The sequence below is a fragment of the Dermatophilaceae bacterium Soc4.6 genome, from assembly GCA_039889245.1.
Taxonomy (GTDB): domain Bacteria; phylum Actinomycetota; class Actinomycetes; order Actinomycetales; family Dermatophilaceae; genus Lapillicoccus.
In genome coordinates, this window is the sequence record JAZGVH010000002.1 from 3,076,237 (window position 1) to 3,102,666 (window position 26,430).

24 protein-coding genes and 2 rRNA genes are annotated in these 26,430 nt (G+C 70.1%); 17 read left to right on the plus strand and 9 right to left on the minus strand.

Annotation, left to right across the window (positions count from 1 at the left end):
• The first annotated feature begins 199 nt into the window (after positions 1–199).
• The 3 genes from V3N99_14290 to V3N99_14300 all read left to right on the plus strand — a co-directional run bounded on the left by V3N99_14290 (position 200) and on the right by V3N99_14300 (position 5,048).
• Positions 200–3,322, plus strand: a 23S ribosomal RNA gene (locus tag V3N99_14290).
• Positions 3,323–3,453: 131 nt separating this feature from the next.
• Positions 3,454–3,570 (plus strand): 5S ribosomal RNA (gene rrf, locus V3N99_14295).
• A 119-nt stretch (positions 3,571–3,689) separates the two neighbouring features.
• Positions 3,690–5,048, plus strand: a complete 1,359-nt coding sequence (locus V3N99_14300; GenBank protein ID MEO3937910.1) for an amidohydrolase family protein — start codon at positions 3,690–3,692, stop codon at positions 5,046–5,048.
• Between the two features lie 26 nt (positions 5,049–5,074).
• On the opposite strand, the gene V3N99_14305 is transcribed toward V3N99_14300, so the two are convergent.
• A complete protein-coding gene (locus V3N99_14305; protein ID MEO3937911.1) occupies positions 5,075–6,073 on the minus strand; it encodes a PDR/VanB family oxidoreductase in 999 nt (332 codons plus the stop codon).
• The gene (locus V3N99_14310) at positions 6,070–6,528 is read right to left on the minus strand and encodes an XRE family transcriptional regulator (GenBank protein ID MEO3937912.1); all 459 of its coding nucleotides are present in this window, start codon (positions 6,526–6,528) and stop codon (positions 6,070–6,072) included. The genes V3N99_14305 and V3N99_14310 overlap by 4 nt, the downstream gene beginning before the upstream one ends.
• A 259-nt stretch (positions 6,529–6,787) precedes the next feature.
• Here V3N99_14310 and V3N99_14315 point away from each other — a divergent pair, with 259 nt between their 5' ends.
• From V3N99_14315 to V3N99_14350, 8 genes are all read left to right on the plus strand, one after another.
• Complete coding sequence (locus tag V3N99_14315; protein MEO3937913.1) at positions 6,788–8,059, plus strand: amidohydrolase family protein; 1,272 nt, start codon at positions 6,788–6,790, stop codon at positions 8,057–8,059.
• Between the two features lie 4 nt (positions 8,060–8,063).
• On the plus strand, positions 8,064–8,837 hold the full coding sequence (locus tag V3N99_14320) for an ABC transporter ATP-binding protein (protein MEO3937914.1): 774 nt from the start codon (positions 8,064–8,066) through the stop codon (positions 8,835–8,837).
• A complete protein-coding gene (locus tag V3N99_14325; GenBank protein MEO3937915.1) occupies positions 8,834–9,709 on the plus strand; it encodes an ABC transporter permease in 876 nt (291 codons plus the stop codon). The genes V3N99_14320 and V3N99_14325 overlap by 4 nt, the downstream gene beginning before the upstream one ends.
• 92 nt (positions 9,710–9,801) lie before the next feature.
• Complete coding sequence (locus tag V3N99_14330; GenBank protein MEO3937916.1) at positions 9,802–10,974, plus strand: ABC transporter substrate-binding protein; 1,173 nt, start codon at positions 9,802–9,804, stop codon at positions 10,972–10,974.
• A complete protein-coding gene (locus tag V3N99_14335) occupies positions 10,974–11,285 on the plus strand; it encodes an SDR family oxidoreductase (GenBank protein ID MEO3937917.1) in 312 nt (103 codons plus the stop codon). The genes V3N99_14330 and V3N99_14335 overlap by 1 nt, the downstream gene beginning before the upstream one ends.
• Before the next feature lie 72 nt (positions 11,286–11,357).
• Complete coding sequence (locus tag V3N99_14340) at positions 11,358–12,710, plus strand: FAD-binding oxidoreductase (protein MEO3937918.1); 1,353 nt, start codon at positions 11,358–11,360, stop codon at positions 12,708–12,710.
• Positions 12,707–13,549, plus strand: coding sequence for a creatininase family protein (locus V3N99_14345; protein ID MEO3937919.1), 843 nt, complete (start codon positions 12,707–12,709; stop codon positions 13,547–13,549). Before V3N99_14340 ends, V3N99_14345 begins: the two co-directional genes overlap by 4 nt.
• Before the next feature lie 74 nt (positions 13,550–13,623).
• Positions 13,624–14,172, plus strand: a complete 549-nt coding sequence (locus tag V3N99_14350) for a pyridoxamine 5'-phosphate oxidase family protein (protein ID MEO3937920.1) — start codon at positions 13,624–13,626, stop codon at positions 14,170–14,172.
• Positions 14,173–14,198: 26 nt separating this feature from the next.
• Here the strand turns inward: V3N99_14350 and V3N99_14355 are convergent, their stop codons facing one another.
• Both V3N99_14355 and V3N99_14360 read right to left on the minus strand, forming a co-directional pair.
• Positions 14,199–14,846, minus strand: coding sequence for a class I SAM-dependent methyltransferase (locus tag V3N99_14355; GenBank protein ID MEO3937921.1), 648 nt, complete (start codon positions 14,844–14,846; stop codon positions 14,199–14,201).
• On the minus strand, positions 14,843–15,868 hold the full coding sequence (locus V3N99_14360; GenBank protein MEO3937922.1) for a methylenetetrahydrofolate reductase C-terminal domain-containing protein: 1,026 nt from the start codon (positions 15,866–15,868) through the stop codon (positions 14,843–14,845). The genes V3N99_14355 and V3N99_14360 overlap by 4 nt, the downstream gene beginning before the upstream one ends.
• Before the next feature lie 425 nt (positions 15,869–16,293).
• Here V3N99_14360 and V3N99_14365 point away from each other — a divergent pair, with 425 nt between their 5' ends.
• From V3N99_14365 to V3N99_14380, 4 genes are all read left to right on the plus strand, one after another.
• Entirely contained in the window at positions 16,294–18,489 is a 2,196-nt protein-coding gene (locus V3N99_14365) for a DEAD/DEAH box helicase (GenBank protein MEO3937923.1), read from the plus strand.
• Entirely contained in the window at positions 18,486–19,235 is a 750-nt protein-coding gene (locus V3N99_14370) for an aldolase/citrate lyase family protein (protein ID MEO3937924.1), read from the plus strand. Before V3N99_14365 ends, V3N99_14370 begins: the two co-directional genes overlap by 4 nt.
• Positions 19,232–19,729, plus strand: a complete 498-nt coding sequence (locus V3N99_14375; protein ID MEO3937925.1) for an amino-acid N-acetyltransferase — start codon at positions 19,232–19,234, stop codon at positions 19,727–19,729. The genes V3N99_14370 and V3N99_14375 overlap by 4 nt, the downstream gene beginning before the upstream one ends.
• Positions 19,730–19,868: 139 nt before the next feature.
• Positions 19,869–20,114, plus strand: a complete 246-nt coding sequence (locus V3N99_14380) for a hypothetical protein (protein ID MEO3937926.1) — start codon at positions 19,869–19,871, stop codon at positions 20,112–20,114.
• Positions 20,115–20,133: 19 nt separating this feature from the next.
• Here V3N99_14380 and V3N99_14385 read toward each other — a convergent pair whose 3' ends face one another.
• The 5 genes from V3N99_14385 to V3N99_14405 form a co-directional block, all read right to left on the minus strand.
• Positions 20,134–20,805 carry a DUF2461 domain-containing protein gene (locus V3N99_14385; GenBank protein MEO3937927.1) on the minus strand — a complete coding sequence of 224 codons (672 nt, stop codon included), beginning with the start codon at positions 20,803–20,805 and terminating at the stop codon, positions 20,134–20,136.
• A 70-nt stretch (positions 20,806–20,875) separates the two neighbouring features.
• Positions 20,876–21,865, minus strand: coding sequence for an ATP-binding cassette domain-containing protein (locus V3N99_14390; GenBank protein ID MEO3937928.1), 990 nt, complete (start codon positions 21,863–21,865; stop codon positions 20,876–20,878).
• 1 nt (position 21,866) lies between these two features.
• The gene (locus V3N99_14395; GenBank protein ID MEO3937929.1) at positions 21,867–22,703 is read right to left on the minus strand and encodes an ABC-2 family transporter protein; all 837 of its coding nucleotides are present in this window, start codon (positions 22,701–22,703) and stop codon (positions 21,867–21,869) included.
• Positions 22,696–23,505 (minus strand): ABC-2 family transporter protein, encoded by an 810-nt coding sequence (locus tag V3N99_14400; GenBank protein ID MEO3937930.1) that lies wholly within the window; start codon positions 23,503–23,505, stop codon positions 22,696–22,698. The genes V3N99_14395 and V3N99_14400 overlap by 8 nt, the downstream gene beginning before the upstream one ends.
• Positions 23,502–24,281 carry an MBL fold metallo-hydrolase gene (locus V3N99_14405; protein MEO3937931.1) on the minus strand — a complete coding sequence of 260 codons (780 nt, stop codon included), beginning with the start codon at positions 24,279–24,281 and terminating at the stop codon, positions 23,502–23,504. The genes V3N99_14400 and V3N99_14405 overlap by 4 nt, the downstream gene beginning before the upstream one ends.
• A gap of 92 nt (positions 24,282–24,373) precedes the next feature.
• Here V3N99_14405 and V3N99_14410 point away from each other — a divergent pair, with 92 nt between their 5' ends.
• Both V3N99_14410 and V3N99_14415 read left to right on the plus strand, forming a co-directional pair.
• The gene (locus V3N99_14410; GenBank protein ID MEO3937932.1) at positions 24,374–24,895 is read left to right on the plus strand and encodes a gluconokinase; all 522 of its coding nucleotides are present in this window, start codon (positions 24,374–24,376) and stop codon (positions 24,893–24,895) included.
• A 43-nt stretch (positions 24,896–24,938) separates the two neighbouring features.
• A complete protein-coding gene (locus V3N99_14415) occupies positions 24,939–26,360 on the plus strand; it encodes a gluconate:H+ symporter (GenBank protein MEO3937933.1) in 1,422 nt (473 codons plus the stop codon).
• Positions 26,361–26,430: the final 70 nt, after the last annotated feature.

Sequence of the window (26,430 nt, forward strand, 5' to 3'; positions counted from 1 at the left end):
GGTTGGGGTGTGTTGGCTGTGACTTCTCAGGCCGGATACGACCGGTTGGACCGGTCCCGTGAGTCGAACCGCTTCGTCAGGTCTTCGTGGTGCACGTGGTGCGCGATGGGGGTGGGTCGGAGGAGGCGCTCTGTCAGGGACGGGTACCGCCCGTATGTTGAGAACTACACAGTGGACGCGAGCATCTTGTATTGTATGTAGCCAAGTTTTTAAGGGCACACGGTGGATGCCTTGGTACCAGGAACCGAAGAAGGACGTAGGAATCTGCGATAAGCCTCGGGGAGTCGATAACCAGACTGTGATCCGAGGATTTCCGAATGGGGAAACCCGGCTGGAGGCAAGTCCAGTCACCCTCGTCTGAATATATAGGGCGAGTGGAGGGAACGTGGGGAAGTGAAACATCTCAGTACCCACAGGAAGAGAAAGCAACCGCGATTCCGTGAGTAGTGGCGAGCGAAAGCGGATCAGGCTAAACCGTGCCTGTGTGATAGCCATCAGGCGTTGCAGGTACGGGGTCGTGGGACTTCTCAGTCGGCGCTGATGAGCTGGCATGGAGTAAGAAATCATCGTGATAGTCGAAGGGCATTGAAAGGCCCGGCACAGAGGGTGCGACCCCCGTAGACGAAATCTTGTTGACTCCAGAGGATCATCCCAAGTAGCACGGGGCCCGAGAAATCCCGTGTGAATCTGGCGGGACCACCCGCTAAGCCTAAATATTCCCTGGTGACCGATAGCGGACAAGTACCGTGAGGGAAAGGTGAAAAGTACCCCGGGAGGGGAGTGAAATAGATCCTGAAACCGTGTGCCTACAATCCGTTGGAGCCTCCTTGTGGGGTGACAGCGTGCCTTTTGAAGAATGAGCCTGCGAGTTAGTGCTCAGTGGCGAGGTTAACCCGTGTGGGGAAGCCGTAGCGAAAGCGAGTCCGAATAGGGCGTTTGAGTCGCTGGGTCTAGACCCGAAGCGGAGTGATCTACCCATGGCCAGGTTGAAGCGCAGGTAAGACTGCGTGGAGGACCGAACCCACTTAGGTTGAAAACTGAGGGGATGAGCTGTGGGTAGGGGTGAAAGGCCAATCAAACTCCGTGATAGCTGGTTCTCCCCGAAATGCATTTAGGTGCAGCGTCACGTGTTTCTTACCGGAGGTAGAGCTACTGGATAGCTAATGGGCCTCACCAGGTTACTGACGTTAGCCAAACTCCGAATGCCGGTAAGTGAGAGCGTGGCAGTGAGACTGCGGGGGATAAGCTCCGTAGTCGAGAGGGAAACAGCCCAGACCACCATCTAAGGTCCCTAAGCGTGTGCTAAGTGGGAAAGGATGTGGAGTTGCATTGACAACCAGGAGGTTGGCTTAGAAGCAGCCACCCTTTAAAGAGTGCGTAATAGCTCACTGGTCAAGTGATTCCGCGCCGACAATGTAGCGGGGCTCAAGCACACCACCGAAGCTGTGGCATTGACACTTTGCCCGGCCGTGGCACCTGAGGGTCCATGGTCCAAGCGTGTTGATGGGTAGGGGAGCGTCGTGTGGCCAGGGAAGCGGCGGAGTGATCCAGCCGTGGAGGCCACACGAGTGAGAATGCAGGCATGAGTAGCGAATGACGGGCGAGAAACCCGTCCGCCGAATAACCAAGGGTTCCAGGGTCAAGCTAATCTGCCCTGGGTAAGTCGGGACCTAAGGCGAGGCCGACAGGCGTAGTCGATGGACATCCGGTTGATATTCCGGAACCGGCGAAGAACCGCCCATACAGAATCCTGTGATGCTAAGTGCCTGAAACTGGTGGGACTCTTCGGAGTCGTGTCAGCGGAGCGCACGACCCGAGCTGGTAGTACGTAAGCGATGGAGAGACGCAGGAAGGTAGCCTCCGCGTGGCGATGGTAGTCCACGTCCAAGGGTGTAGGGCGAGGTGTAGGCAAATCCGCACCTCTGCATTGGATTGCGAGTCTGAGACCTGATAGTGACCGCGTATGCGGGAAGTAGGGTGATCCTATGCTGCCAAGAAAATCTTCTAGCGAGGTTCGAGCCGCCCGTACCCCAAACCGACTCAGGTGGTTAGGTAGAGAATACCAAGGCGATCGAGTGAATCGTGGTTAAGGAATTCGGCAAAATACCCCCGTAACTTCGGGAGAAGGGGGGCCTGGACGGTGAAGAGCCTTGCGCTCTAGCCTGAATGGCCGCAGAGACCAGGGAGAAGCGACTGTTTACTAAAAACACAGGTCCGTGCGAAGTCGCAAGACGATGTATACGGACTGACGCCTGCCCGGTGCTGGAACGTTAAGGGGACCGGTTAGCCGCAAGGCGAAGCTGAGAACTTAAGCGCCAGTAAACGGCGGTGGTAACTATAACCATCCTAAGGTAGCGAAATTCCTTGTCGGGTAAGTTCCGACCTGCACGAATGGCGTAACGACTTCTCCACTGTCTCAACCACGAACTCGGCGAAATTGCACTACGAGTAAAGATGCTCGTTACGCGCAGCAGGACGGAAAGACCCCGGGACCTTTACTACAGCTTGGTATTGGTGTTCGGTACGGCTTGTGTAGGATAGGTGGGAGACTGTGAAGCGGGCACGCCAGTGTCTGTGGAGTCAACGTTGAAATACCACTCTGGTCGTTCTGGATATCTAACCTCGGTCCGTGATCCGGATCAGGGACAGTGCCTGGTGGGTAGTTTAACTGGGGCGGTTGCCTCCTAAAAAGTAACGGAGGCGCCCAAAGGTTCCCTCAGCCTGGTCGGCAATCAGGTGTTGAGTGTAAGTGCACAAGGGAGCTTGACTGTGAGAGAGACATCTCGAGCAGGGACGAAAGTCGGGACTAGTGATCCGGCGGTGGCTTGTGGAAGCGCCGTCGCTCAACGGATAAAAGGTACCCCGGGGATAACAGGCTGATCTTGCCCAAGAGTCCATATCGACGGCATGGTTTGGCACCTCGATGTCGGCTCGTCGCATCCTGGGGCTGGAGTAGGTCCCAAGGGTTGGGCTGTTCGCCCATTAAAGCGGTACGCGAGCTGGGTTTAGAACGTCGTGAGACAGTTCGGTCCCTATCCGCTGTGCGCGTAGGAAACTTGAGAAAGGCTGACCCTAGTACGAGAGGACCGGGTTGGACGAACCTCTGGTGTGTCAGTTGTCCTGCCAAGGGCACGGCTGATTAGCTACGTTCGGAAGTGATAACCGCTGAAAGCATCTAAGCGGGAAGCACGTTTCAAGATGAGGTTTCCATGGGGCTTTGCCCCGAGAGGCTCCCAGCTAGACTACTGGGTTGATAGGCCGGATGTGGAAGTGCAGTAATGCATGAAGCTGACCGGTACTAATAAGCCGATAACTTGATTACATCTTCACCCCTTATGGGGGTCGCTCGATGCTTCGCGTCCACTGTGCAGTTCCCGAGATACGGTCGGGTCCTGACCCCTGCCCCCCCTGTGTGGGGGTGAGTGGTCGGGTGAACACATATCTCCATAGAGTTACGGCTGTCATAGCGAGGGGGAAACGCCCGGTCCCATTCCGAACCCGGAAGCTAAGCCCCTCAGCGCCGATGGTACTGCACTGGTGACGGTGTGGGAGAGTAGGACGCAGCCGGACAACCATTCACGAAAGTGCCCCGCAAGGCTTCACGCCTCTGCGGGGCACTTTTGCGTGTCCGGGGTCGCGGTTTCACACCTCGCGCCGCTAGCGTGCCTGAGGGGTGTCAGGATCGCTGCATGACCCCTTCTCCACTGCTCCTGCGCGGCGCCACCGCGATCGTCGTCGATGCAGTCACCGAAAGGGCCGGCGACCTGATCCTGCGTGACGGCCGGGTTGCTGATGACGGTACGGTGCCGGGGACCACGGCAGGCCTGGCCCCACCCACGGCGCTCGATGTGTCCGGTTGCGTCATCACCCCCGGCCTGGTCAACGCCCACCACCACCTGCTCCAGAGCGCCTTCCGCACCCTGCCGGGCACCCGGGCCGTGGCGATGACTGACTGGCTGCCCGTCATGGCCCGGGCGTACGCCCAGGCGGGAGTCGACGCCGAGCTGGTGCAGGTGGCGGCAGCCGTCGGTGTCGCCGAGGGGTTGCTCAGTGGCGTGACGACGATCGCCGACCACCAGCTGACCTGGCCCGGTGGGGTGTCGGGGGAGTCCACGGTCGCCTTGGCCCGAGCCGCCGCAGATGCGGCGCGTGACCTGGGGGGACGTCTGGTCTTCGTGCGTGGCGCGGCTCGCGACGACCCCGAGGAGGCAGCGGCCTCTGCCGAGGCGATCGTGGCGGCCCTCGTGCCCGGTGCGGCGGGTGGGGTCAGCGACGATGGTGGGCTGCAGGTCGCGGTCGGGCCGGCGGGGGTGCACTCCGACCCGCAGCGCACCTTCACCCTGATGGGGGAGGTCGCAGCGCGCCACGGTCTGCGACGCCGGACCCAGGCCAACGAGCAGGTCGACGTGGTCGTGGCCCGTGAGCGCTACGGGGCCCGGCCAATCGAGCTGCTCCGCGAGTGGGGGTGGCTCGCTCCCGACGTGACGATCGCGCACCTGTGCGACATCACCTCGGCGGAGGTCGATGCCCTGGCGGCGGCGGGCGTCAGCGCTACGCACGCCCCGGGGTGCGACGTGCCGATGGGGTGGGGGGTCGCGCCGGTCGCGCAGCTCCTGGCCTCCGGTCTGGCCGTCGGTCTCGGCACCAGCGGCGGCGGCTCGAACGACGCGGGTCACCTGCTGGCCGACGCCCGTCTGGCCCTGCAGGTGTCGGCCCTGGTCGGCCCCCAGCTGTCGGCGCGCACCGTGCTGGCCATGGCGACATCGGGATCCGCGGCTGGTCTCGGGCGCCCCGAGCTCGGTCACCTGCGCCGCGGTGCCGCCGCCGACCTGTGTGTCTGGGACGTCTCCGGCGTCGCCGACGCGGGAGTGGCCGACCCTGTCGCCGGACTGATCTGGGCGGCACCCGGTCGCCGCCCCCGGCACGTGGTCGTGGCCGGGGAGCTGGTCGTGCAGGACGGTGTCCTGCTGCGCCGACCCGAGCGCGACGTCGTCACCGCCCTGCATCGACGTCTGCGGCGTGGGGAGCGACGCGGGGTCGGTTGGTAAGGCTTCGCGACGTCGTCACGGAGCCGCTAGAGCTCGAGCACCAGTCGCGGTGACACGGCGCGGGAGACGCAGACGTACATCACGTCGTTGGCCGCCTGCTCGTCGGGCGTGAGGATGGAGTCCCGGTGGTCGACCTCGCCCTCGAGCACCCGCGTCTCGCAGGTGCCGCAGGTGCCCGACTGGCACGACGACAGCACCAGCGTGCCGCTCTCCTCGATCACCTCGAGCACTGACCGGTCGGGTGGCACGACGAGCGTGGTGCCGGAGTAGGCGAGCTCGACCTCGAAGGGCTCGCTGCGCTGGGGGGCACCGACCTCGCGGGCCACGAAGCGCTCCACCTTGAGCTGACGTCCCGTGGCGGCCACCTCGATCGCCTCGATGAGGCGAGCAGGCCCGCAGCAGTAGGTGACCGTGAAGGGCGGGAGGCCGGCATACAGGGCGGTGAGGTCGAGGCGGCGACCCTCGTCGGCGGCGTAGACGTGCACCCGGCCGGGGTGCGCGGTCGCCAGCTCGTCGACCAGGGCCATGGAGCGTCGCGACCGGCCGGCGTAGTGCAGCTCCCACTCGACGCCCGCCCGCTCGGCCGCCGCCACCATGGCGCTGATGGGGGTGATGCCGATGCCGCCCGCGACGAAGAGGCAGCGAGTGCCCCGCACCGGCTCGAACTCGAAGTGGTTGCGAGGCCCCGCCACCCGCAGCACGTCACCGACGGCGACCTCGTCGTGCAACCAGCGGGAGCCTCCGCTGCCGTCCTCCTCGCGCAGGACGCCGATGCTCCACGACGGGGCGGTGACGGCGCCCATGAGGGAGTACTGCCTGACGTCCTCGCCCGCTTCCCCACCGGTGTCGTCAACAGGGTCAGCGGGGCTGCTGGCCCCGACCACGACGTCGACGTGCGCCCCAGCGCTCCACCGAGGGAGCGCGGTCTCGCCGGCGGGGGCTAGCTCGAGCACGACGACGTCGGCGGCAGCCTCGGTGCGGGCGACGACGCGCACCCGCAGGTCGGTCTCGTGGTGGGTGCTCATGGTCGGCGGGGGTTCTCCTTGACGAGGAAGAGGCGGTAGGGCGCCGCGGAAGCCGAGCGCCAGCGATGGGGGGTGCCCCCGACACAGTAGAGCGAGTCGCCTGCCCCCAGCTCGTGCACCACCCCGTCACCGAGGTCGACGACGAGTGCCCCCTCGACCAGGGTGAGGAACTCGTCATCCGCGTGCTCGAAGAAGTCCGATCCCGACGACGACTGTGTGGCTCCCGGCGCCGGCTCGTCGCGCAGACCGGCGAGCAGCTCGACCTGGCTCGAGCCGAGCGCCCGGGCGATGCGCTCGAGCGACACCATGCTCGGGCGGGCCAGGCCACGCTCGAGCTGGCTGAGGAAGGAGTGCGACAGGCCCGCGTGGGCGGCCAGCTGCACGAGGGTGTGGCCCCGGGCACGACGCAGCCCGTGCACCCGCCGACCGAGCAGCACGACGGAGCGGTCGAGCATCGACGCGGGCGTGGGGATGAGATCAACCTCAGGGGGCGGTCGCCAGAAGATGTATCACAATCACTCGCGTTGGGGCACAGGCGATGACGAGGGTTAACCTGCCGACACGGCGATGTCACACGCCTGAAACGCGATCCTCCTAATGTCGGCGCTGTCGGTCTATGTTGACGGGGTCAACATCGTCCCGTTGCCGGACGTCATCCGATCCCTTGCGCCGGATGGTCCACCCGGCCCCTCACCCACGAAGGTCGCGCCCCCTGTGACGAGTCTGCCCCGCCCGCTCGACCTGCTCCGGTCGGCGACCCTCGCCGACGGCTCACGGGTCGACGTCGAGCTCACCGGGGCGACGGTCACGGCCGTGGTCCCCGCCGGCTCGGGTGCCGGGTCGAGACCTGAGCGCACCCTCGACCTCGACGGGTTCGTGCTGCTGCCCGCCCCGGCCGACCCGCACTCGCACCTCGACAAGGCGCGCTCCTGGGACGCCATCCGGCCCCCTGCCGGTGACCTGCCGTCGGCGATCGCCTCGTGGCGCACGTATGCCGCGCACATGTCCGTCGTCGACGTCGCCGCCCGCGCACGGGCGCAGGCCCTGGCCATGCTGGCCAACGGCACCACCGCCGTGCGGTCGCACGTCGACGTCCTGATGGGGGACGAGCCCCTGCGCGGGGTGCAGGCGCTCCTGCAGGTGCGAGCCGAGCTCGCCGGCCTGATCGACATCGAGCTGGTCGCGCTGTGTGGGCAGGACACTCCCGACCACGACATCGAGGCGGCCCTCGACCTCGGGTTCGACACCGTCGGCGGCGCCCCCCACCTGGCCGACGACCCGGTGGCCGAGCTGCACCGGCTGCTCGACATCGCGCAGCGACGCGGGGTCGACGTCGACCTGCACACCGACGAGAGCCTCGGAGGGCCGGTGACCCTGGGCGCCTTCGCCGACCGCGTCACCGGATGGCCCCAGAACGTCTCGGCCGGCCACTGCGTGCGGCTGGGCACCCTGCCTGCGCTGGAGCGCGACGCGCTGGTCGCCCGCGCCGTCTCCGCAGGCATCGGCATCATCGCCAACCCGATGACCAACTTGTTCCTGCAGGGGTGGGACCACCCCGAGTCGACCCCGCGCGGGCTCCCGTCGCCGCGTGCCCTGCTCGACGCTGGAGCCCGCTTCGCCGCGGGAGCCGACAACGTGCGCGACCCCTTCAACCCCCTGGGTCGCAGCGACGCCCTCGAGACCGCCATGCTCCTGGTCGTCGCGGGCCACCTCACCCCCACCGAGGCCTATGCCGCGGTCTCCTCCGGCGCGCGCGAGGTCATGGGTCTGCCCGTCGCGGGCCCGTTCGTGGGTGCGGTGGCCGAGCTGCTCGCCGTGCGCGGCGGATCGCTGCCCGAGGTCATCGCCACGGCCCCGGCCGACCGCTTCGTCATCCACGGGGGCGCGCTGGTGGCCCACAGCTCCGTCTCCCGCTACCTCGCGGCGGCCACGCCTGCGAGGATCACGTCTACCCCCGTCCTCACTCCGCTACTGGAAAGCAGGTGACGCCATGACGGCGATCGCCCCCGCACCCACCCAGCTCGTCACCGGCTCGACGATCCTCGACTTCCGGGACGTCGCGATGACCTTCCCCGACGGCACGACGGCGCTGTCCGGTGTCGACCTCACGGTGGCGAGAGGGGAGTTCGTCTCCGTCGTGGGCCCCTCGGGGTGCGGCAAGAGCACCCTGCTGCGCATCGCCTCCGGGCTCGAGCAGGTCAGTGAGGGCGTGATGACGGCCGGTACCTCGCGCATCGGCTACGTCTTCCAGGACGCCACGCTGCTGCCGTGGCGCAACGTCACGGCCAACGTCGAGCTGCTCGCCGAGCTCAACGGGATGTCGCGCGGCGAGCGCAAGGAGAAGGCGAGGCAGGCGATCGAGCTGGTCGGCCTGTCCGGCTTCGAGAAGCACCTGCCCCGGGCGCTGTCCGGGGGGATGCGGATGCGGGCGTCGCTGGCCCGCTCGCTCACCCTCGACCCCGAGCTCTTCCTCTTCGACGAGCCGTTCGGGGCGCTCGACGAGATCACCCGCGAGCGCCTGAACGACGAGCTCGTCAAGCTCTACACCGAGAAGCAGTTCAGTGCGCTCTTCATCACCCACTCGGTCTCCGAGGCCGTCTACATCTCCACCAGGGTCGTCGTGATGTCGGGCCGTCCGGGCCGCATCGTCGCCAGCTTCGACGTGCCCTTCCCCACGCCGCGTGACCCGGAGATCCGCTTCACCGCCGAGTTCGCCGAGCTCGTCGGGGCTGTTTCGCACGCACTGAGGGGCGACCACTCGTGAGCATCGACACCCCGTCCCGCCCGGCCGAGGCGCTCGTGGAGGCGGCCCCGGTCGTGCGGACGGCGACCCGTGCCGCCGGCGCGACCCGCCGCACGAGCCCCAAGGTGTGGGGCCCCCCGATCGCCGTCCTCAGCGCGATCATCGGGCTGTGGTACCTCCTCAGCATGGTGGTGCTGGCACCGGACCGGCGCTTCCTGCTGCCGCCTCCGCACCAGGTGCTCACCGACGGCTTCTTCAACCAGCGCGTCATCACCGACATCACGAGGTCGCTCGGCCTGACCGCGCTGGTCGCGGTCACCGGGCTGGCGGTGGCGATCGTCATCGGCATCGCCTGGGGCGTCGGCATGAGCCAGGCCCGATGGATCGAGCTGTCGCTCTTCCCGTATGCCGTGGTGCTCCAGTGCATCCCGATCCTCGCGCTCGTGCCGCTCATCGGCTTCTGGTTCGGCTACAGCTTCACGGCGCGCATGATCGTCTGCGTGATGATCGCGCTCTTCCCCATGGTCTCCAACACGCTGTTCGGTCTGCAGTCGGTCGACGTCAGCCAGCGCGAGCTCTTCCGCCTGCAGCACGCGAGCCGCTGGACCACCCTGACCAAGCTCCAGTTCCCCGCCGCCCTGCCGGCTGTCTTCGCCGGACTGCGCATCTCGGCCGGGCTGGCCGTGGTCGGGGCCATCGTCGGTGACTTCTTCTTCCGCCGTGGCACGCCCGGGCTGGGGTCGCTCATGAGCGTCTACCAGTCGCGCCTCCAGGCGGCCGAGCTCTTCACCGCCATCATCGTGGCCGCACTCTTCGGCGTCCTCGTCTTCTGGCTCTTCGGCCTGCTGCGCACGCTGGCCGTCGGCACCTGGTACGACACCTCGGGCTCATAGACGGTCGGCGACCTCCTCTGCAGCGGGTCACCGGCAGCACCAGCAGCACCCTCACCGTCCGTCACGCACCACCCTTCGAAAGTGGAGTCTCCATGCGCAGAAACGCTTCCTCGGTCCTGGCCTTCGCCGCGATCGTGTCGGTCACCGGCCTCGCTGCCTGCTCGAGCGGCACGACCGACGCCAGCGGTTCGGCCGCGACCACTGCGGCCCCCGGGGGGGTCGACCTCGCGTCGGTGTGCCCTGCGACGATCGGCATCCAGACCGACTGGAACCCGGAGTCGGAGCACGGGCACCTCTACCAGATGCTCGGCACGGACTACACCATCGACGCCAACAACAAGTCAGTCACGGGCCCGCTGATGAGCAAGGGCAAGGACACGGGGATCAAGGTCATGATCCAGTCCGGCGGGCCGGCGATCGGCTTCCAGACCGTCTCGAGCCAGCTCTACGCCAACCCCGACATCATCATGGGCTACGTCAGCACCGACGAGGCGATCAGCGTGTCGGCCAAGACGCCGTCGGTGGCCGTCTTCGCGCCGCTGGAGAAGAATCCGCAGATGATCATGTGGGATCCGGCGACCTATCCCGACGTCAAGACCATCGCCGACCTGGGCAAGACCAAGGCCGTCGTGCGCTACTTCGGTGGAGCGGCCTACATGGACTACCTGACCGGCGCCGGCATCATCCCCAAGGCCCAGGTCGACGGCGGCTACGACGGCACGCCGGCCTCCTTCGTCGCCTCCGGCGGCAAGGACGCCCAGCAGGGCTTCGCCTCGGGCGAGCCCTACATCTACCAGAACGAGATCAAGGCCTGGGGCAAGCCTGTGGCCTACCAGCTCGTCCACGACGCGGGCTTCCCGACCTACGCGGCGGCCATGTCGGTCAAGAAGGACAAGCTCGCCGAGCTGACCCCGTGCCTGAAGAAGCTGGTCCCGGTGCTGCAGCAGGCCGAGGTCGACTTCTTCGCCGACCCGGCCCCCGCCGAGAAGCTGATCCTCGAGCTCGTCACGGAGTACAACACCGGGTGGGTCTACAGCCAGGGTGTGGCCGACTACTCCGTCGCCACGATGAAGAAGGACGGTCTGGTCGGTAACGGCGCCGACCCGACGATCGGCAACTTCGAGCCCGACCGGGTGCAGAGGATGTTCGACATCACCACGCCCATCTACGCCAAGGCCGGCACCAAGATCGCCGACGGCCTCAAGCCGACCGACATCTACACCAACGACTTCATCGACCCCTCGATCGGTCTCCCCGCGTCCTGATGACGACCACGACGCAGACCACCGTCCGCCGGCTCGAGGGCCGGCGGTCGGTGGTCGTCGCGGCCTCGGTCGGGGGCGGCTTCCACGCCGTGGACCTGCTCGACCTCGACGAGTGGTCGCAGATCCACCGGATCACCACCGTCGACACCCTCACGACCATGCGGGTGGCGGCTCGAGCGATGATCTCCCCACTCGGGCGCCTCGGCCCGCCCCACGACATCGCCACCGCCGTGGCCCTCCTCGCCTGCGACGACGGCTCCTACCTCACCGGTCAGGCGATCAACGTGACCGGCGGCATGATCATGCACTGAGGGTGGCCGCGCGCCGTCCGCCTCGACCATCATTGTCCCGCAGCGTCTTCGCCTCACGCAGGAGCGTCAGCCATGAGCACCGTCACCACCTCGCAGGTCCCGTCCCCGCCTGTGGCCGCCCTCGAGGCCGAGCTGCGTGAGCTGCTCGGCGAGCGGGGGGTGAGCATCGAGCTGGCGGCCCGCGAGCGGGCCTCGCTCGACGGGTCGCGGCTCTCGCCGGTCATCAGCGAGCAGCTGCCGCTCGGGCTCGCCGACCTCGTCGCCTACCCAGCCGATGCCGAGCAGGTCGCCGCAGTGGTGGCCGCCGCCGTGCGCCACCAGGTGCCGATCACGCCGCGCGGCAAGGGGACCGGCAACTACGGCCAGGCGATCCCGATGTCTGGGGGTCTGGTGCTCGACCTGACCCGGGCCCGCGCGGTGGTCGAGGTCGGAGACGGGTGGCTCACGGCCGAAGCCGGCGCCACGATGATCGCGCTCGAGCAGGCTGCGGCCAGGACGGGGCAGCAGCTGCTGATGTACCCCTCCACCGCGCAGTCGACGATCGGCGGCTTCCTCTCGGGCGGATCCGGAGGCACCGGCTCGATCCGCCACGGCTCCAACAGCGACGGCTTCGTCGTGGCGCTCGACGTCGTGCACGCCGCTCCCGACGCGCAGCTCGTGCACGTCGAGGGCGACGCGGCGCAGCCCTACGTGCACAACTACGGCACGGCGGGGCTGCTGGCCCGCGTGACCGTGCGGCTCGAGCCGATCCAGGAGTGGCGTGCCTTCTACGCGAGCTTCGACGACTTCCACGACGCGCTCTCGGTGCTGCGCCAGATCGGCGCGCTGGAGCCGACGCCGCGCCTCGTGTCGGCCGACCTGCCGACGCTGGCCGAGGCGCTCCCGCCCGACCCGGCGATCCCACTGGGCCGGGCCAGCCTGCGGGCCATCCTCGACCTTGCGACCCTGGAGGCGGCGACCGCGCTCGTCGAGGGTGCCGGGGGCCGGGTCGACGACGTGCGCGAGGGTGCGCAGGCGACGACCAGGGTGAGCATGCTGTCCTACAACCACCCCATCGAGTGGCTGCAGAAAGCCTTCCCGGGCACCTACTTCCACGTCGAGGTCTCGGGCGACGCGCTCGTCGACCGCATCGACGAGGTGCACCAGGTCTACGCCGGGGCGATGCTGCACATCGAGGCGCAGAAGGGCCGGCCCATCGGCATGCTGGCGGGCGTCTACTCCACGCCGGAAGACGTGTGGGACGGCTTCGAGCGGCTGACCGCCCTCGGCGTCGGCTACCACAACCCCCACCAGTGGTTCGTCGACTTCGAGCCCGACCGCACCCGGGCGCTGGCGGCCACCACCGACCCGCAGGGCCTGCTCAACCCGGGCAAGCTCCAGCCGGCCGGTGTGACCGGTGTGGCGACGGGGGCGAAGGTCTCGTGAGCGCCTCGTCCTCCCGCCGGCTCGAGGAGCTCTCGGGTCCTGCGCTGGTGCGCACGCTGACGCCCGACTCGATCGTCGTGCTACCGACCGGGGCGATCGAGCACCACGGCCCCCACCTGCCGCTCAACACCGACCTGCTGACGGCTGACCTCGTCGGCCACGCCGTCGTCGACGCCGCCGCGGCCGACGGCCTCGACGTGTGGGCCCTGCCCGCGCAGGCGTTCACCAAGTCGGACGAGCACCACTGGGCGCCGGGCACGGTCTGGGTGGAGGCCGACACCCTGATGCGGCTGGTCGTCGACGTGGGCCGGTCGGTCGCCGCGACACCGGCCCGCACCCTGGTCTTCTACAACGGGCACGGTGGCAACACGGCGCTGCTGCAGGTCGCGCTGCGGGAGATCCGTCGCCGTTTCGGGCTCAAGACCTTCCTCATGGGGATGGGGATACCCGCGGGCGACGGGGTCGACGGACCCGACGAACGGGGCTTCGGCATTCACGGCGGGCACTCGGAGACGTCGCTGATCATGCACCTGCGGCCCGACCTGGTCGACCTCACCGACGCGCAGCGCTGGGTGCCCGACCACCTGGCCGACCTCGACTTCGTCAAGTTCAACGGCGGGCGCGTGCAGTTCGGCTGGCTCAGCAACGACTTCGGGCCATCGGGCGTCATCGGCGACCCGACCGGGGCGACGGCGCAGTGGGGGGCAGAGCTGCATCGCCGGGCGCTGGTCGACGGGGTGGCGGCCCTGCGCGAGATCGCCGCCTTCACGGCGGCCCCACCGACGGAGCCGTCGCAGCCGACGCAGCCGACGCAGCCGACGCAGCCGACGCAGACATGAGCGGGTCCGTCGCTGCAGGTACCCGGGAGGCAGGTGAGGGTGACCAGGGGGATCATCATGCGGATGACCCGTGGGTGCTGCTGGGGGCCTGGCTGCCCCCGGACGACGACCCCGACCAGCCCCGGATGACGCTGTCGACGGTGACCCCCGACGGCGGCGCCGACGCGCGCACGGTGCTGCTCTCCGGGTGGGACGGGCGGGGCTTCCGGTTCAACACCGCGGCCAGCAGCCGCAAGGTCGCCCAGCTCGCGGAGCACCCCGACGTGGCCCTGACCCTGCTGTGGGACGGCTTCAGCCGCCAGCTCGTCATCCAGGGCCGTGCCGAGCTGCAGTCGGCGGACGAGCTCGCTGCCACCTACGCCAAGCGCAGCCCGTTCCTGCAGCAGCTCGCCCACCAGAACACGGTGGACTACGCGCAGCTGCCGCTCGAGCAGCGACGGGCACAGTTCGCCGCACTCGCGGCAGCCCATCCGGAGGGCTTCGCCCAGCCGTCGGAGTGGACGGGCTACCTCGTGCGGCCCCGCCGGCTGACCTTCTGGGTCACCGGGGTCGACACGGCGAGTCGCCGGACGGAGTTCACGCTCGTCGACGGAGCGTGGCAGCGGCAGCTGCTGCCGGGCTGACCGACTCGATCGGGATCAACGGCGACTCAGGCTCGCCGAGCGACCAGCACGACGTCGATCGCGGTGCGACCGCGCTCGAGGTGCCGCTCGACCTGGGCGCACTCCAGGACCTCGATGGCCCCGGGGTCGTCGAGCCCATCCACCGCTGCGCGCAGCTCGACCTCGGTCGTGAGGATCGCCGGGTCCTGCGGGCCACCGACCCCGCGGGTCAGGTTGTCGCGGTCGTGCGCGACGAGCAGCAGGCGGCCACCCGCGCCCAGCGAGAGCAGGGCGCTGCGTACGGCCGCGGCGGTGTCGTCGACCGCCAGCTGGAGGTAGGCCATGACGACGAGGTCGACCGGCGGGTCGGCCCGCCAGGTCGTCGCGTCGGCCTCGGTGAAGGTGACGGCGAGCCCGAGCTCCGTCGCCCTCGCCCGCCCGGCTGCGAGGGCAGACGACGAGAAGTCGACCGCCTGCGCCTCCCAGCCCCTCGACGCCAGCCACAGCGCGTTGCGGCCTTCCCCGGCCCCGACGTCTGCGGCTCGGCCGGGGGTCAGGCCGGCAGCCTGGGCCTCCACCCAGGCGTTGGGGCCGGCTGACCACAGGGGGGCGGAGCCGGTGAGGGCCGCGGCATACCGGCGCTCCCAGAAGTCACGGCTCTCGCGGGTGCGCCCGCTCATGCCCGGGGTGCTCACGGATGCTCCTTCAGGTGGGGGACGAGGGCTCGACCGATGGCGGCGAAGGCCTGGTTGCAGTGCTGCTCGCCGCCGGGGCCGGAGCCACCCGAGAGGTTGACGCCGACGACCCCGTCGAGGCCGAGCAGGGCCACCGCCAGCTCGAGCGCCGCAGCGACCCCCTCGGCGGCGGGGTCGCGTGCGCCGAGGATGCGGTCGAGGAAGCCGTCGGGCAGCACGAGCGAGGTGAAGCTGCGGAGCAGGTCGGCGCTCTGGCGGTCGACCACGACAGGCACGCAGGGGATGAAGCCGAGGCCGACGCCGAGGCCGCGCGCCTCGGCGACGAAGCGGCGTACCGGCTCGATGCCGCCCGCGTGGTTGACGAAGCACAGGTGCGCGCCGGCCCGCTCCTTCTCTCGGAGCCGGGCCGCACGCCGCCCGACCGGCGGGCTGGCCGGTGACTCGCCCACCGACACCAGGTGGCCGGCGGCCGAGGCGAGGGCGGCGACCTGCGTCGAGTCGAGGTCGAAGACCGGTCTGGCGTCGGGCCTCGAGCCGGTCAGCGGGTGGTCGCCGGTCACGCAGTGCACACCGGCGACACCGACGTGCGCAAGGGCGGCGAGCTCACCCTCGAGCGCCACGCGGTTGCGGTCGCGGCAGGTCAGGCCAGGCCACGCCGCCACCCCGGCCTGTTGGACGAGCATCGCGCGATAGGCCGGAGGCAGCTGCACGCGGCTGCGGGGTGAGTCACCGAGCAGGACCGCGTCGACGGTGCCGCGCACGACGTCTGCGCCCTGCGACAAGGACACCGCGTCGAGCGGGAGGGCGGCCAGGTCGGCGACGACGACCTGCCGTCGCGCCAGCACGGCGCGCAGACCGACGGGCGCCGGGGGAGCGGCCGGGGCCATCGGCGTGGGGCCAGCCCAGGCGACCGTGGCGCGGTCGAGGAAGACGCACGGATCGGGGTCGACCTCGCAGGCGCCGCTCTGGGCGACACCTCCGCAGGGGCCGTGAGCCATGTGCTTCGGGCAGGCGGTGAGCAACGGGGGCTCCCTGGTGGGTGCGACGGGTGGCCGCGCGGCCTCGGGTGGGGTGCCCCCCCATCGTAGGCGAGGGGTCGTGGGTGCGGCGGTGCGCGGACCGGCGCGGACCTGAGCGGACCTGCGCCCCGCAGGGCCGCGGAGGCGGTAGTCTTGGGTGCACACGGCGTGGGTCCAGGCAGCATTGTCACCAGCAGGACTGTCACCGACAGCCCCCGTCGTCGCACGTCCCGTCACGTCGGGCCGGAGCACCGTCCAGCGACCTGCTCCCCCGTTCTGGGGCACTCGCCCGGAAGCAGCTCCGACTGCGTCGGCCCGGCCGGCGCAACCCGCCCCTCACGGGCGGGCACTCGGTCGCCGCGGGGCACCACCACGCGGGCCCACGGGTCCGTCCCGGGGCCGGGGGCCCCGGGTACTCCAGGAGGAACATGCCGACCACCGACCGTCGTCGATCTCAGACCGGTGGAGCCCCGACCCGGGGTGCCCAGACTCGGGGTGCACAGAGCGGCTCGCACCTGGGCAAGGGCGCCGACCCGTCGCCGATCATCCCCATCCTGGCCCGCCGGGTGCGCGAGGTGGAGGCGAAGGCCGGGGGCGGCAAGGTCGGTCCGACGAACCGCACGAAGTTCCAGGTCATCGCCCTGCTCGTGCGCGAGCAGCGGGCCTGGATCCGCGCCAACACCGAGCTGACCATGGCGGTGCGCACCGAGCTGCTCAAGCGCCTCGACGGGGTCGCGACGATCCTTGCGCGCACCGCGGCCCGCGACACGTCCTTGATCGCGATGCTCGACGACAAGGTGGCGCCCGGCCCGGCGGCCCAGCGGATGCGCCGCGACTGGCTGCTGGAGTCCGGCGCCGAGCTGGCGCCCGAGGAGCTGGTCATCGAGACGCCGACCGTGCGCAGGGCGCCGTCGGTCTCGGTCGAGCTCGCGGCCAAGCAGGTCGTGCCACCCTCGGTGCCGGCCCGGGCCATGGCCAACCCCTTCCTCGAGCCCGACCTCGAGCGGCGCAGCACCGACGCCGAGCCCTCGGGGGTGCTCGCTGGCTGGAACCTCATGGACCCGCTCTACCGGGCCTTCGAGGAGGGCGCCGGCGGCGTCGCCGCGTCGATGGAGCTGCCGCCCGTGCCGGAGTTCGACCGCTTCTCTCCCCCCGGGCTGCACGTCATGCGCCACCAGGCGCAGCTGCTGGAGAAGGTGCGCCAGGGGCACCGCAGCTTTCTCCTGGCCGACGAGCCGGGCCTCGGCAAGACCGCGCAGGCGCTGATCGCGGCGTCGGTCGCGAACGCCTACCCGATGCTCTGCGTGGTGCCCAACGTCGTCAAGATCAACTGGGCCCGCGAGGTGCAGCGGTGGACCCCGCAGCGTCGGGCGACGATCATCCACGGTGACGGGGCGGGGGTCGACGCCTTCGCCGACGTCTTCATCGTCAACTACGCGGTGCTCGACCGGCACCTGTCGTGGCTCGGGTCGATGGGCTTCCGCGGCATGGTCGTCGACGAGGCGCACTTCATCAAGAACCTGTCCTCCCAGCGGTCGCAGCACGTGCTCACCCTGTCGGAGCGGATCCGCGAGATGGCCCCTGGCGGCGACCCTCTGCTCATGGCCCTCACCGGCACGCCGCTGATCAACGACGTCGAGGACTTCCACGCCATCTGGCGCTTCCTCGGGTGGGTGGGCGACAAGAAGCCCACCGCCGACCTGATCCACAAGCTCGAGGCCATCGGTCGCACACCGGCTGAGCGGGGCTTCTACCCGGAGGCCCGCAAGGCCGTCATCTCGATGGGGATCGTGCGCCGCAAGAAGGTCGACGTGGCGACCGACCTGCCCGACAAGCGGGTCGTCGACCTGCCGGTCGAGCTCGACGGCGAGGTCGGGCGCTCCATCCGTGCCGCGGAGCGAGACCTGACCAAGCGTCTCGTGACGCAGTACCGCCGGATGGTCGAGGCGACGCAGGGTGACATCTACGGGCCGCCCGACGACGAGCTGATGCGCCGCGTCGCCCTTGGCGAGCTCGAGTCGGCGAGCCCGGGCGAGCGAGGAGAGAACGTCTTCTCGATGGTGCGGCGCATCGGCCAGGGCAAGGCGACGCTGGCGGCCGACTACGCGGCCCAGCTGGCCCGCTCGGTCGGCAAGGTCGTCTTCTTCGCCAAGCACATCGACGTGATGGACAAGGCGGAGGAGATGCTGCGCGACAACGGCGTCACGACCGTCTCGATCCGCGGTGACCAGTCGACCGGGCAGCGGCAGCTGGCGATCGACGCCTTCCAGAAGGACCCTGACGTCTCGGTCATCGTCTGCTCGCTGACCGCGGCCGGCGTCGGGGTCAACCTGCACGCGGCCTCCAACGTCGTGCTCGCCGAGCTGTCGTGGACGGCGGCCGAGCAGCAGCAGGCCATCGACCGCGTGCACCGCATCGGGCAGGACGAGCCGGTCACGGCGTGGCGGATCCTCGCGGCGGGCACCATCGACTCGCGCATCGCCGAGCTCATCGACGCGAAGCAGGGGCTCGCTGCACGGGCCCTCGACGGGCACGACGTCGAGGCCGGGTCGGGCGACTCGGTGCAGCTCGACGCGCTGGTGCACCTGCTGCGGCAGGGGCTCGAAGCCGAGCAGCGGCGGTGACGCAGGCTCTGACCCCCGCGTATGCCGCGGGGTCGCCCTCGTTGGGTGCCTTCTGCTTCGCCGGGAGCGCAGCCGTCGCGCAGGGGCTGCTCGAGGCGGGCCTCGACTGGGTGTGCCTCGACGGTCAGCACGGGCGGTGGGACGACGCGTCGGTGCTCGCCGCGCTCGACCAGCTGCAGACACGGGCTGCTCAGGTGGTCGTGCGGGTGCGGGCGCTCGACCTCGGGCTGATCGGGCGCGCCCTCGACGCCGGAGCCGGCGGGGTCGTCGTGCCGCTGGTCGAGGACGCCGCTGAGGCGGCGAAAGCCGTTGCAGCTGTGAGGTATCCGCCGCTGGGGAGACGGAGCATGGGGCCGCTGCGGGCGGCATACGGCGAGCTGGGTGAGGTGGCGGCGGCCAACGACGGCACGTTCCTGGCCGTGATGGTCGAGACGGCGTCGGCGCTGGACGACGTCGAGGCGATCGCCGCGACCCCCGGGGTCGACGCGGTCTTCGTCGGGCCCTTCGACCTGTCGCTGGCGCTCGGCACCGACGTCGGGTCGATGCTCGCCGACGGTGGGCCCACGGCGCCGCTGCCGCGGGTGGTGGCGGCGTGCCGCGCCGCGGGGGTGCGCGCGGGTGCGTATGCGGGCGAGCCGGGTCGGGCGGCGCGGCTGCTCGAGCTGGGCTTCGACTGGGTCGCGGTGACCACCGACCTCGGCGCGGTGGCGACCGGCGTCGGGTCAGTGCTCGGTGAGCTGCGGTGAGCGTCGAGGTGCGTCGCGCGCGCACCCCCGACGTGCGCGTCATCCGGCAGCTCGTGGCGCCGATGGCGCTGAACGGGCGGATCGTGGCCAAGGACGCGGTCACCTACTACGAGACGGTGCACGAGTTCCGGGTCGCGCAGGTCGAGGGTGCCGTCGTCGGGTGCGGGGCGCTGCACGTGATGTGGGAGGACCTTGCCGAGGTGCGCACGCTGGCGGTCGACCCGGCGCACCACGGCCTCGGGGCGGGCTCGGCGGTGCTGGCGAAGCTGCTCGACGACGCGCGGGAGCTCGGGGTGGCGCGGGTCTTCTGCCTGACCTTCGAGACGGCGTTCTTCGGCAAGCACGGGTTCGAGGTCATCGAGGGGCAGGCGGTCGAGCCGGCGGTCTACGTCGAGCTGCTGCGTTCCTACGACGAGGGCGTGGCGGAGTTCCTCGACCTGGAGCGGGTCAAGCCGAACACCCTGGGCAACACGAGGATGCTCCTCACCCTCTGACCCGAGCCGGTTCGACTCGACGCAGCGTCGACGCGCTGGACGCCTGGAGGGTCTGCGCCCCGAGGAGCGCCATCGCGTCGTCTGCACCGTCCTCACCGGCGTCCCCGACGGCACCCCAGCCCTGGACGAGCGAGCGGCCGTGATCATAGGCAAGCGACAGGCAGACCCCCCACGGGTGCGTGGGGTGCTCAACGTCGTGGGGCTCGTCCTCGTCGTGGGGATCTTCGTGACGGCGGCCGTGCGCCACCACGCCTGGTGGTACGCCCTCGGTGCGGCCGATGGTGCTGCGTTGGCCGCCCTCGCGCACTCGGCAACGGCCTACCCGCGGCAGGTGGCCGTCGCGAGATCCGGCTCGTTCCGCACCCCCCTGCGGCCCGGCGCCTGACCGGGCCTCGCGACGGCCCTCAGCCCCGGCCCGTCCGGGGTGCCGTGCTCGCCCCGACGTGCTCCTCGAGCCACCCGATGGTGGGCCTCACGAGACGCCACTCAGCGCGCACCTTCGCGACGACCGCGGTGGTCGACATCCAGTCGGGCACCCCGTGGTCGTGCCAGACGATCAGGCTCTTGTGGCGCAGGAGCTCGACCCTCGGGTGCTCGGGGTCCACGCCGCGTGGGCGGCTCTTGAGCATCTCTCCACCAATGCCCAGACCCTTGCGCCGCAACGCATCCAGCAGCTTCTCGAGGGCGATGCCGCTCGCGGGCGCGTCGACCGCCGCACGGAAGCGGGCCAGCTGGTCGGGGGTCAGGTGCATGCTGCCGCCGCCGGTGGTCAGGCCCTCGGGGCCGACCGCGACGTAGTAGCCCATCCCGTCGCTCACCTGGGCGAGCGCTCCCTGCCGGTCCTTGTAGGGCGTCTTGTCCTTGCTGAAGCGCAGGTCGCGCTGGGGCCGGAAGACCTTTATCTCTCCGAACTCGTCGGCGAGGGCGTCGGCGAGGGCGTTGACGGGCTCGCGGACCGACACGGCATACCGGTCCTTGTGCTGTTCCCACCACGCGCGCTCGTTGTGGTGCACGAGCTCGTCGTAGAAGTCGACGGCGTCGACGGGGATGCCGGTGAACTCCGGTGGCGCGCTCATCCGGCGATCCTAGGCGGGGGTCCTTTCCGTGACCCGGCCGACTCGCACCCGACTCTGAGCCGACCCGGCGTCAGCGGGTGGCGGAGTAGATGCGGCGGACGACGTCCTCGATGTCGGGCTCCTCGATCGACAGGTCGCGCACCTCGGCTCGGGTGCTGACCGCCGCGAGCAGAGCCGCAGCCGTGGTGGTCTCGGCGTCGAAGGCGAGGCGCTGGCGCAGGCCGCCACCCTCGCTGCCGAGGTGCTCGATGCCCCCCTGCCCGGGCAGGCCGACGAGGTCAGGCCCGGGCTGCGCGAGGTCGACGACGAGGATGCGTCGGGCGCCGACGGTGCGGGCGAGCCCCGGCAGCGAGCCGTCGTAGGCCAGGCGTCCGTGGTCGACCACGAGCACCCGGTCGCAGAGCCGCTCGACGTCGCCCATGTCGTGAGTGGTCAGCAGCAGTGTCGTGCCCTCCGACGCGCGCTCGGCCACGAGGAACTCGCGCAGCCGCTGCTTCGACACCACGTCGAGCCCGATGGTCGGCTCGTCGAGGACCAGCAGCTCGGGCCGGTGCAGCAGGGCCGCGGCGATCTCGGCCCGCATCCGCTGGCCGAGGGAGAGCTGACGCACGGGGGTGTCGAGGGTGTCGCCCATCTCGAGCTGCTCGACCAGCGTGGTCGTGCGGGTCCGAGCCTCCCCGGCCGGCAGCTGGTGGATCGCGGCGAGGATCGCGAACGACTCGTGCAGGGGCAGGTCCCACCACAGCTGTGAGCGCTGGCCGAAGACCACGCCGATGCGGCGGGCCAGGTCCCGTCGCTGGCCGACGGGGTCGAGCCCGCACGTGCGCACGGCCCCCGACGTGGGGACGAGGATGCCTGCGAGCATCTTGATCGTCGTCGACTTGCCGGCGCCGTTCGCCCCGATGTAACCGACCGCCTCGCCGGGCCGGACGGTGAAGCTGAGGTCGTCGACCGCGACGACGTCGGTGACGGTGCGCCGCAGCAGCGGGCCGGACCTCCTCCGGAAGGAGCGGGTCAGGCCCACGACCTCGACGGCCGCCGGGCTGGTGGGGTCGCTCATCTCATCCGCCTCCTGACTGGTAGTGCCGCAGGCCGTCGCGCCACAGCAGCACGGCGACGCCCCAGACCCACACTGCCGCAACGGGTGTCAGCCAGGCCAGCCAGGAGGGAAGGAGGGAGGGCCCGGGCAGGTCGAGGATCCTCAAGGTGGGCAGGTAGGCCGTGAACACGACCGGCACGAGGTAGCCGAAGGTCACCTTGAGAGCGGTCGGGAAGATGGAGGCCGGCTGGGAGGCGGCGTAGGAGCCGCCGTACGTGAAGGAGTTGGTGACCTCGGCCCCGTTGACGAGCCGGAACTGCAGCGCTCCGGCCCACACGAAGAGCCCGCCGAAGATAGCCACTCCCGACACCGCCGTGAGCACCAGCAGCACGACCGTCGAGAGCCCCCAGTCGATGTCGTTGACCACCAGACCGGCGACGAGTGCGGCGACGGCGACCCCGGTGCGCGACAGCCGGCGCAGCTGGATGTCGCTGACCATGAGCTGAGCCAGGATCGGTTGCGGCCTCAGGTAGAACGCCTCGAGAGTTCCTGTGCGAATGTATCCCGGGATGTTGTCGATGTGCCCGAAGACCATGTCCCCCAACGAGAACCCGAGGTTCGACAGCCCGAAGAGCAGCAGCACGGCCGAGAAGTCGAGCCCGCCGAGCACCGTCACGTTGTGGAAGACGACCCAGACCTCGCCGAGCTCGGTCAGCCCGACCATCAGCGACCCCACGAGGTCGAAGGCGAACGACGTGCCGTAGCTGCGCTGCGCCCGCAGCCGCGACCGGGCGACGACGACGTATGGAGCCGCCCGGCCCAGCCGCGCGCCGGGCTCGGAGCGCGACGCCTCAGCCACCCTGCACCTCCAGCCGGCGCCGACCGGTGCGGATGAGCACCTGCCCGACCACCGCGACGGCGACGACCCACACCAGCTGCACGGCGACGACTCGAAGGCCGTCGGCGCCCGTGACCCGGCCTGACAGCACGTCGATCGGTGCCTGCAGGATCGAGGGGAAGGGGGTCGCTGCCGCCAGGGCGCCGAGCCAGCCGGGAAACAGGTGGACCGGCACGTAGAGTCCGGAGAGGAAGCCCTGCACGACCGCGAGCAGGCTCGTCACACCGCGGGTCTCGATGATCCAGAAGCCTGCGAGGTTGACGGCGAAGCGGGTGAGGAACGACAGGCTCACGCCGAGCAGGACGCTGACGGCGCCGAGCAGGTAGGGCTGGACCGACGTGGGCATGACGAGCCCGACCGTCACGGCGCCGACGAGCACGCTCGGCACCCCGCGGGGGATGAGGGTGAATGCCGCGCGACCCAGGTCCGTCGCGAGGTGCGCGGCTTGCACGTCGAGCGGTCTCAGGAAGTCGACGGCCACCTCACCCGTGCGCACCCGCTCGCCGATCTCGGCGGTGCCCGTCAGCATCACGGCGCCGATCAGCCCCTGCGACAGCCAGACGTAGGCGCTGATCGTGTCCCGGGTGTAGCCGACGAGCTGCCCACCGGCGCTGTCGACGGCCGCCAGCAGGATCGAGGCCCTGATGAAGCCGAAGACCACGTTGGTGAACAGGCCCGCCATCATCGCCAGCAGGTAGGTCGACTCGCGTCGGAACCCCGCGCGCGCCAGGAGGGCCAGGCTGCGCAGCTCGGCGACCCTCACAGCGTCAGGGACGCCCGGCTGCGCGCGAGGGCCACGGCCTCGGCCACCGGCCCACGCCAGACCGGGCCGTGCCCCGGCACGACCACCGAGGCCGGGGCCGACTCGATGAGGGCCAGCGACTCCAGCAGCGCCGGTACGTCGTGCTGGAAGAAGCCCTTCAGCAGCTGTGGGCCCTCCAGGCGCGAGAGGGCGTGCCCGGTCACCAGGGCATCGCCGGTGATCACGGCATCGGCCTCCGGCAGGAGGAAGCAGGTGTGGCCGGTGGTGTGACCCGGGGTCACGAGGGGCACCGGGTGCCCGGGCACGTCGAGGGCCTGCCCCTCGGGGGCCGAGGTCACCTGGGGCAGGACCACGTGTCGGGTCGCGCCGTTGGCCAGGATGTGGGCGGTCCAGGCGGCGACGCCGTGCTGGAGCAGCCGGGGAAGCAGGTCGGCGGCCGTGGCCGACTCGCGCACTTCTCCCCGCGCGTGCCGGGCCTCGTCCCCGCCCGTGACGACCGGGACGTCGGCGTGCCCGGCGAGTAGCGCGGGCAGTGCACCCACGTGGTCGATGTGCGCGTGGGTCACGAGCACTGCGGCCAGGTCGTCCCACGACAGCCCGAGCCGGGTCACCGCCGCGCGCACCGCGTCGGCGTAACCGGGGTAGCCCGAGTCGACGAGCGTGAAGGGGACACCGGGGGCCGGGGCGACGTCGGTGAGCACCACGGCATTGACGGCCGGGCCGCTGAGCACGTGCACCAGCGGCCCGACCCCCGTCGTCCCCACGGCCACGCGCATGCCGACACCGTACGGCGCCCTCGGGCGTCGTGGTGGGAGGCGCCCCGCCCTTCGTCGTCCGCCGGCGGCCCGTCGGAGCCTATGGTGGGCGGGTGAGCACCGGGGCCGACGTCGTGATCGTGATGGGTGTCTCGGGCTCGGGCAAGACCACGGTGGCCAAGGGGCTCGCCGTCAGCACGCACCGGCTCTTCACCGAGGGCGACGCCTTCCACTCCGACGCCAACGTCAGGAAGATGCGGGAGGGGCACGCGCTCACCGACGAGGATCGGTGGCCCTGGCTGAGGTCGATCGGCGAGTGGATCAGCGAGCAGGAGCAGGCCGGCACACCGGCCGTCGTCGCCTGCTCGGCCCTGCGGCGGGTCTACCGCGACCTGCTGCGCGAGGGCAACCCCGGCGTGCGCTTCTGCCACGTCGAGGCCCCCGAGGCCATGCTGCACGACCGCATGGAGCACCGGCCGGGCCACTACATGCCCGCCTCGTTGCTGCGGAGCCAGCTCGCCACCCTCGAGCCCCTCGAGCCCGACGAGCCGGGGGTGACCGTCTCGGGGGACGGCTCCGAACAGGTCGTGCTCGCCGCCGCCCTCACCGCGCTGGGGCTCACGCCCTCCGTCTGAGCGCCCGGCCGCGCGGGCGGTCGGCCCGCCCGCAGGAGAACACATGTCAGCTCTCGTCTCGCTCGCGAGCGCCACGCCCGTCTACGGGGGGAACGGCCAGCTGGTCGCCGCCGCCCTCGTCGGCATCGGCGTGGTCGTCGTGCTCATCAGCTGGGCCAAGGTGCACCCGTTCCTGGGGCTGATCCTGGGGTCGGCGGCCCTCGGGGCCGTCGCCACGATGCCGGCGTCCGCGATCCTCGCGAGCTTCACCAAGGGCTTCGGTGACACGACCGGAAGCGTCGGGATCCTCATCGCGCTCGGCGCCATGATCGGCAAGCTGCTCGAGGACTCCGGCGGTGCCACGAAGATCGTCGAGACGATCGTGGGGCGGGTCGGGCCCGGTCGGCTGCCGTGGGCGATGGCGCTCATCGCGGCCATCATCGGGCTGCCCCTGTTCTTCGAGGTCGGAGTGGTGTTGCTCGTGCCCATCGTGCTGCTCGTGGCGCGGCAGACGAGCCTGCCCGTGATGAGGATCGGGATCCCCGCGCTCGCCGGGCTCTCGGTGCTCCACGGTCTCGTGCCACCGCACCCCGGCCCGCTCACGGCGATCGCCCTGCTCCACGCCGATCTCGGGCGCACCCTGCTCTACGGCCTGATCGTGGCCATCCCCACGCTGGTCGTCGCGGGTCCGCTGCTGGCGGTGCCCGTGACCCGGTGGGTGCCGAAGCTCGCTCCGGTGCTCGCGTCATCCGGTGCTGCGGGGAGTGGGGCAGAGGGTGGCCAGGCACCGGTCGGCGACCACCGTGCCGCCGTGCCGGTCGGCGTGCCTGCCGGTCGGCGTCAGGTGTCCTTCGTCGCGGCCCTCGTCAGCATCGTCCTGCCCGTCGCCCTCATGCTCATCGACGCGATCGCCAAGCTCACCATCACCGACGCCACGTCCCCGGTGCGGGTCGTCGTCGACGTCATCGGCACCCCGTCGGTGGCCCTGCTGCTCGCTGTCTTCGTGGCCTTCTTCGCGCTCGGGCGCGCGTCGGGCATGAGCCGCCAGCGGATCAGCGACTCGCTCGGCGGCGGGCTGCCCGGCATCGCGACCATCCTGTTGATCGTGGCGGCGGGTGGTGGCTTCAAGCAGACCCTGGTCGACGCCGGCGTCGGCAACGTCATCAAGGACTGGGCGACCGGTGCCAACGTCTCGGTGCTCCTGCTGGGCTGGCTCGTGGCGGTCGGCATCCGGCTCGGCACCGGCTCGGCCACGGTGGCCACCATCACGGCCGCCGGCATCGTCGGCCCCCTGGCCGCGACCCAGACCACGTCGCAGGTCGCGCTGCTGGTGCTCGCGATCGGCTGCGGGTCGCTGTTCTTCAGCCACGTCAACGATGCCGGCTTCTGGCTGGTCAAGGAGTACTTCGGCCTCACCGTCGGCGAGACGATCAAGTCGTGGAGCCTGATGGAGACGGTGATCTCGGTCGTCGGCTTCGCCCGGTGATGCTCCTCAGCCTCGTCGTCTACCCGGTCCACCCGCGCGCCCCCCCTCGTTCGGAACGCGATGAGGGGGT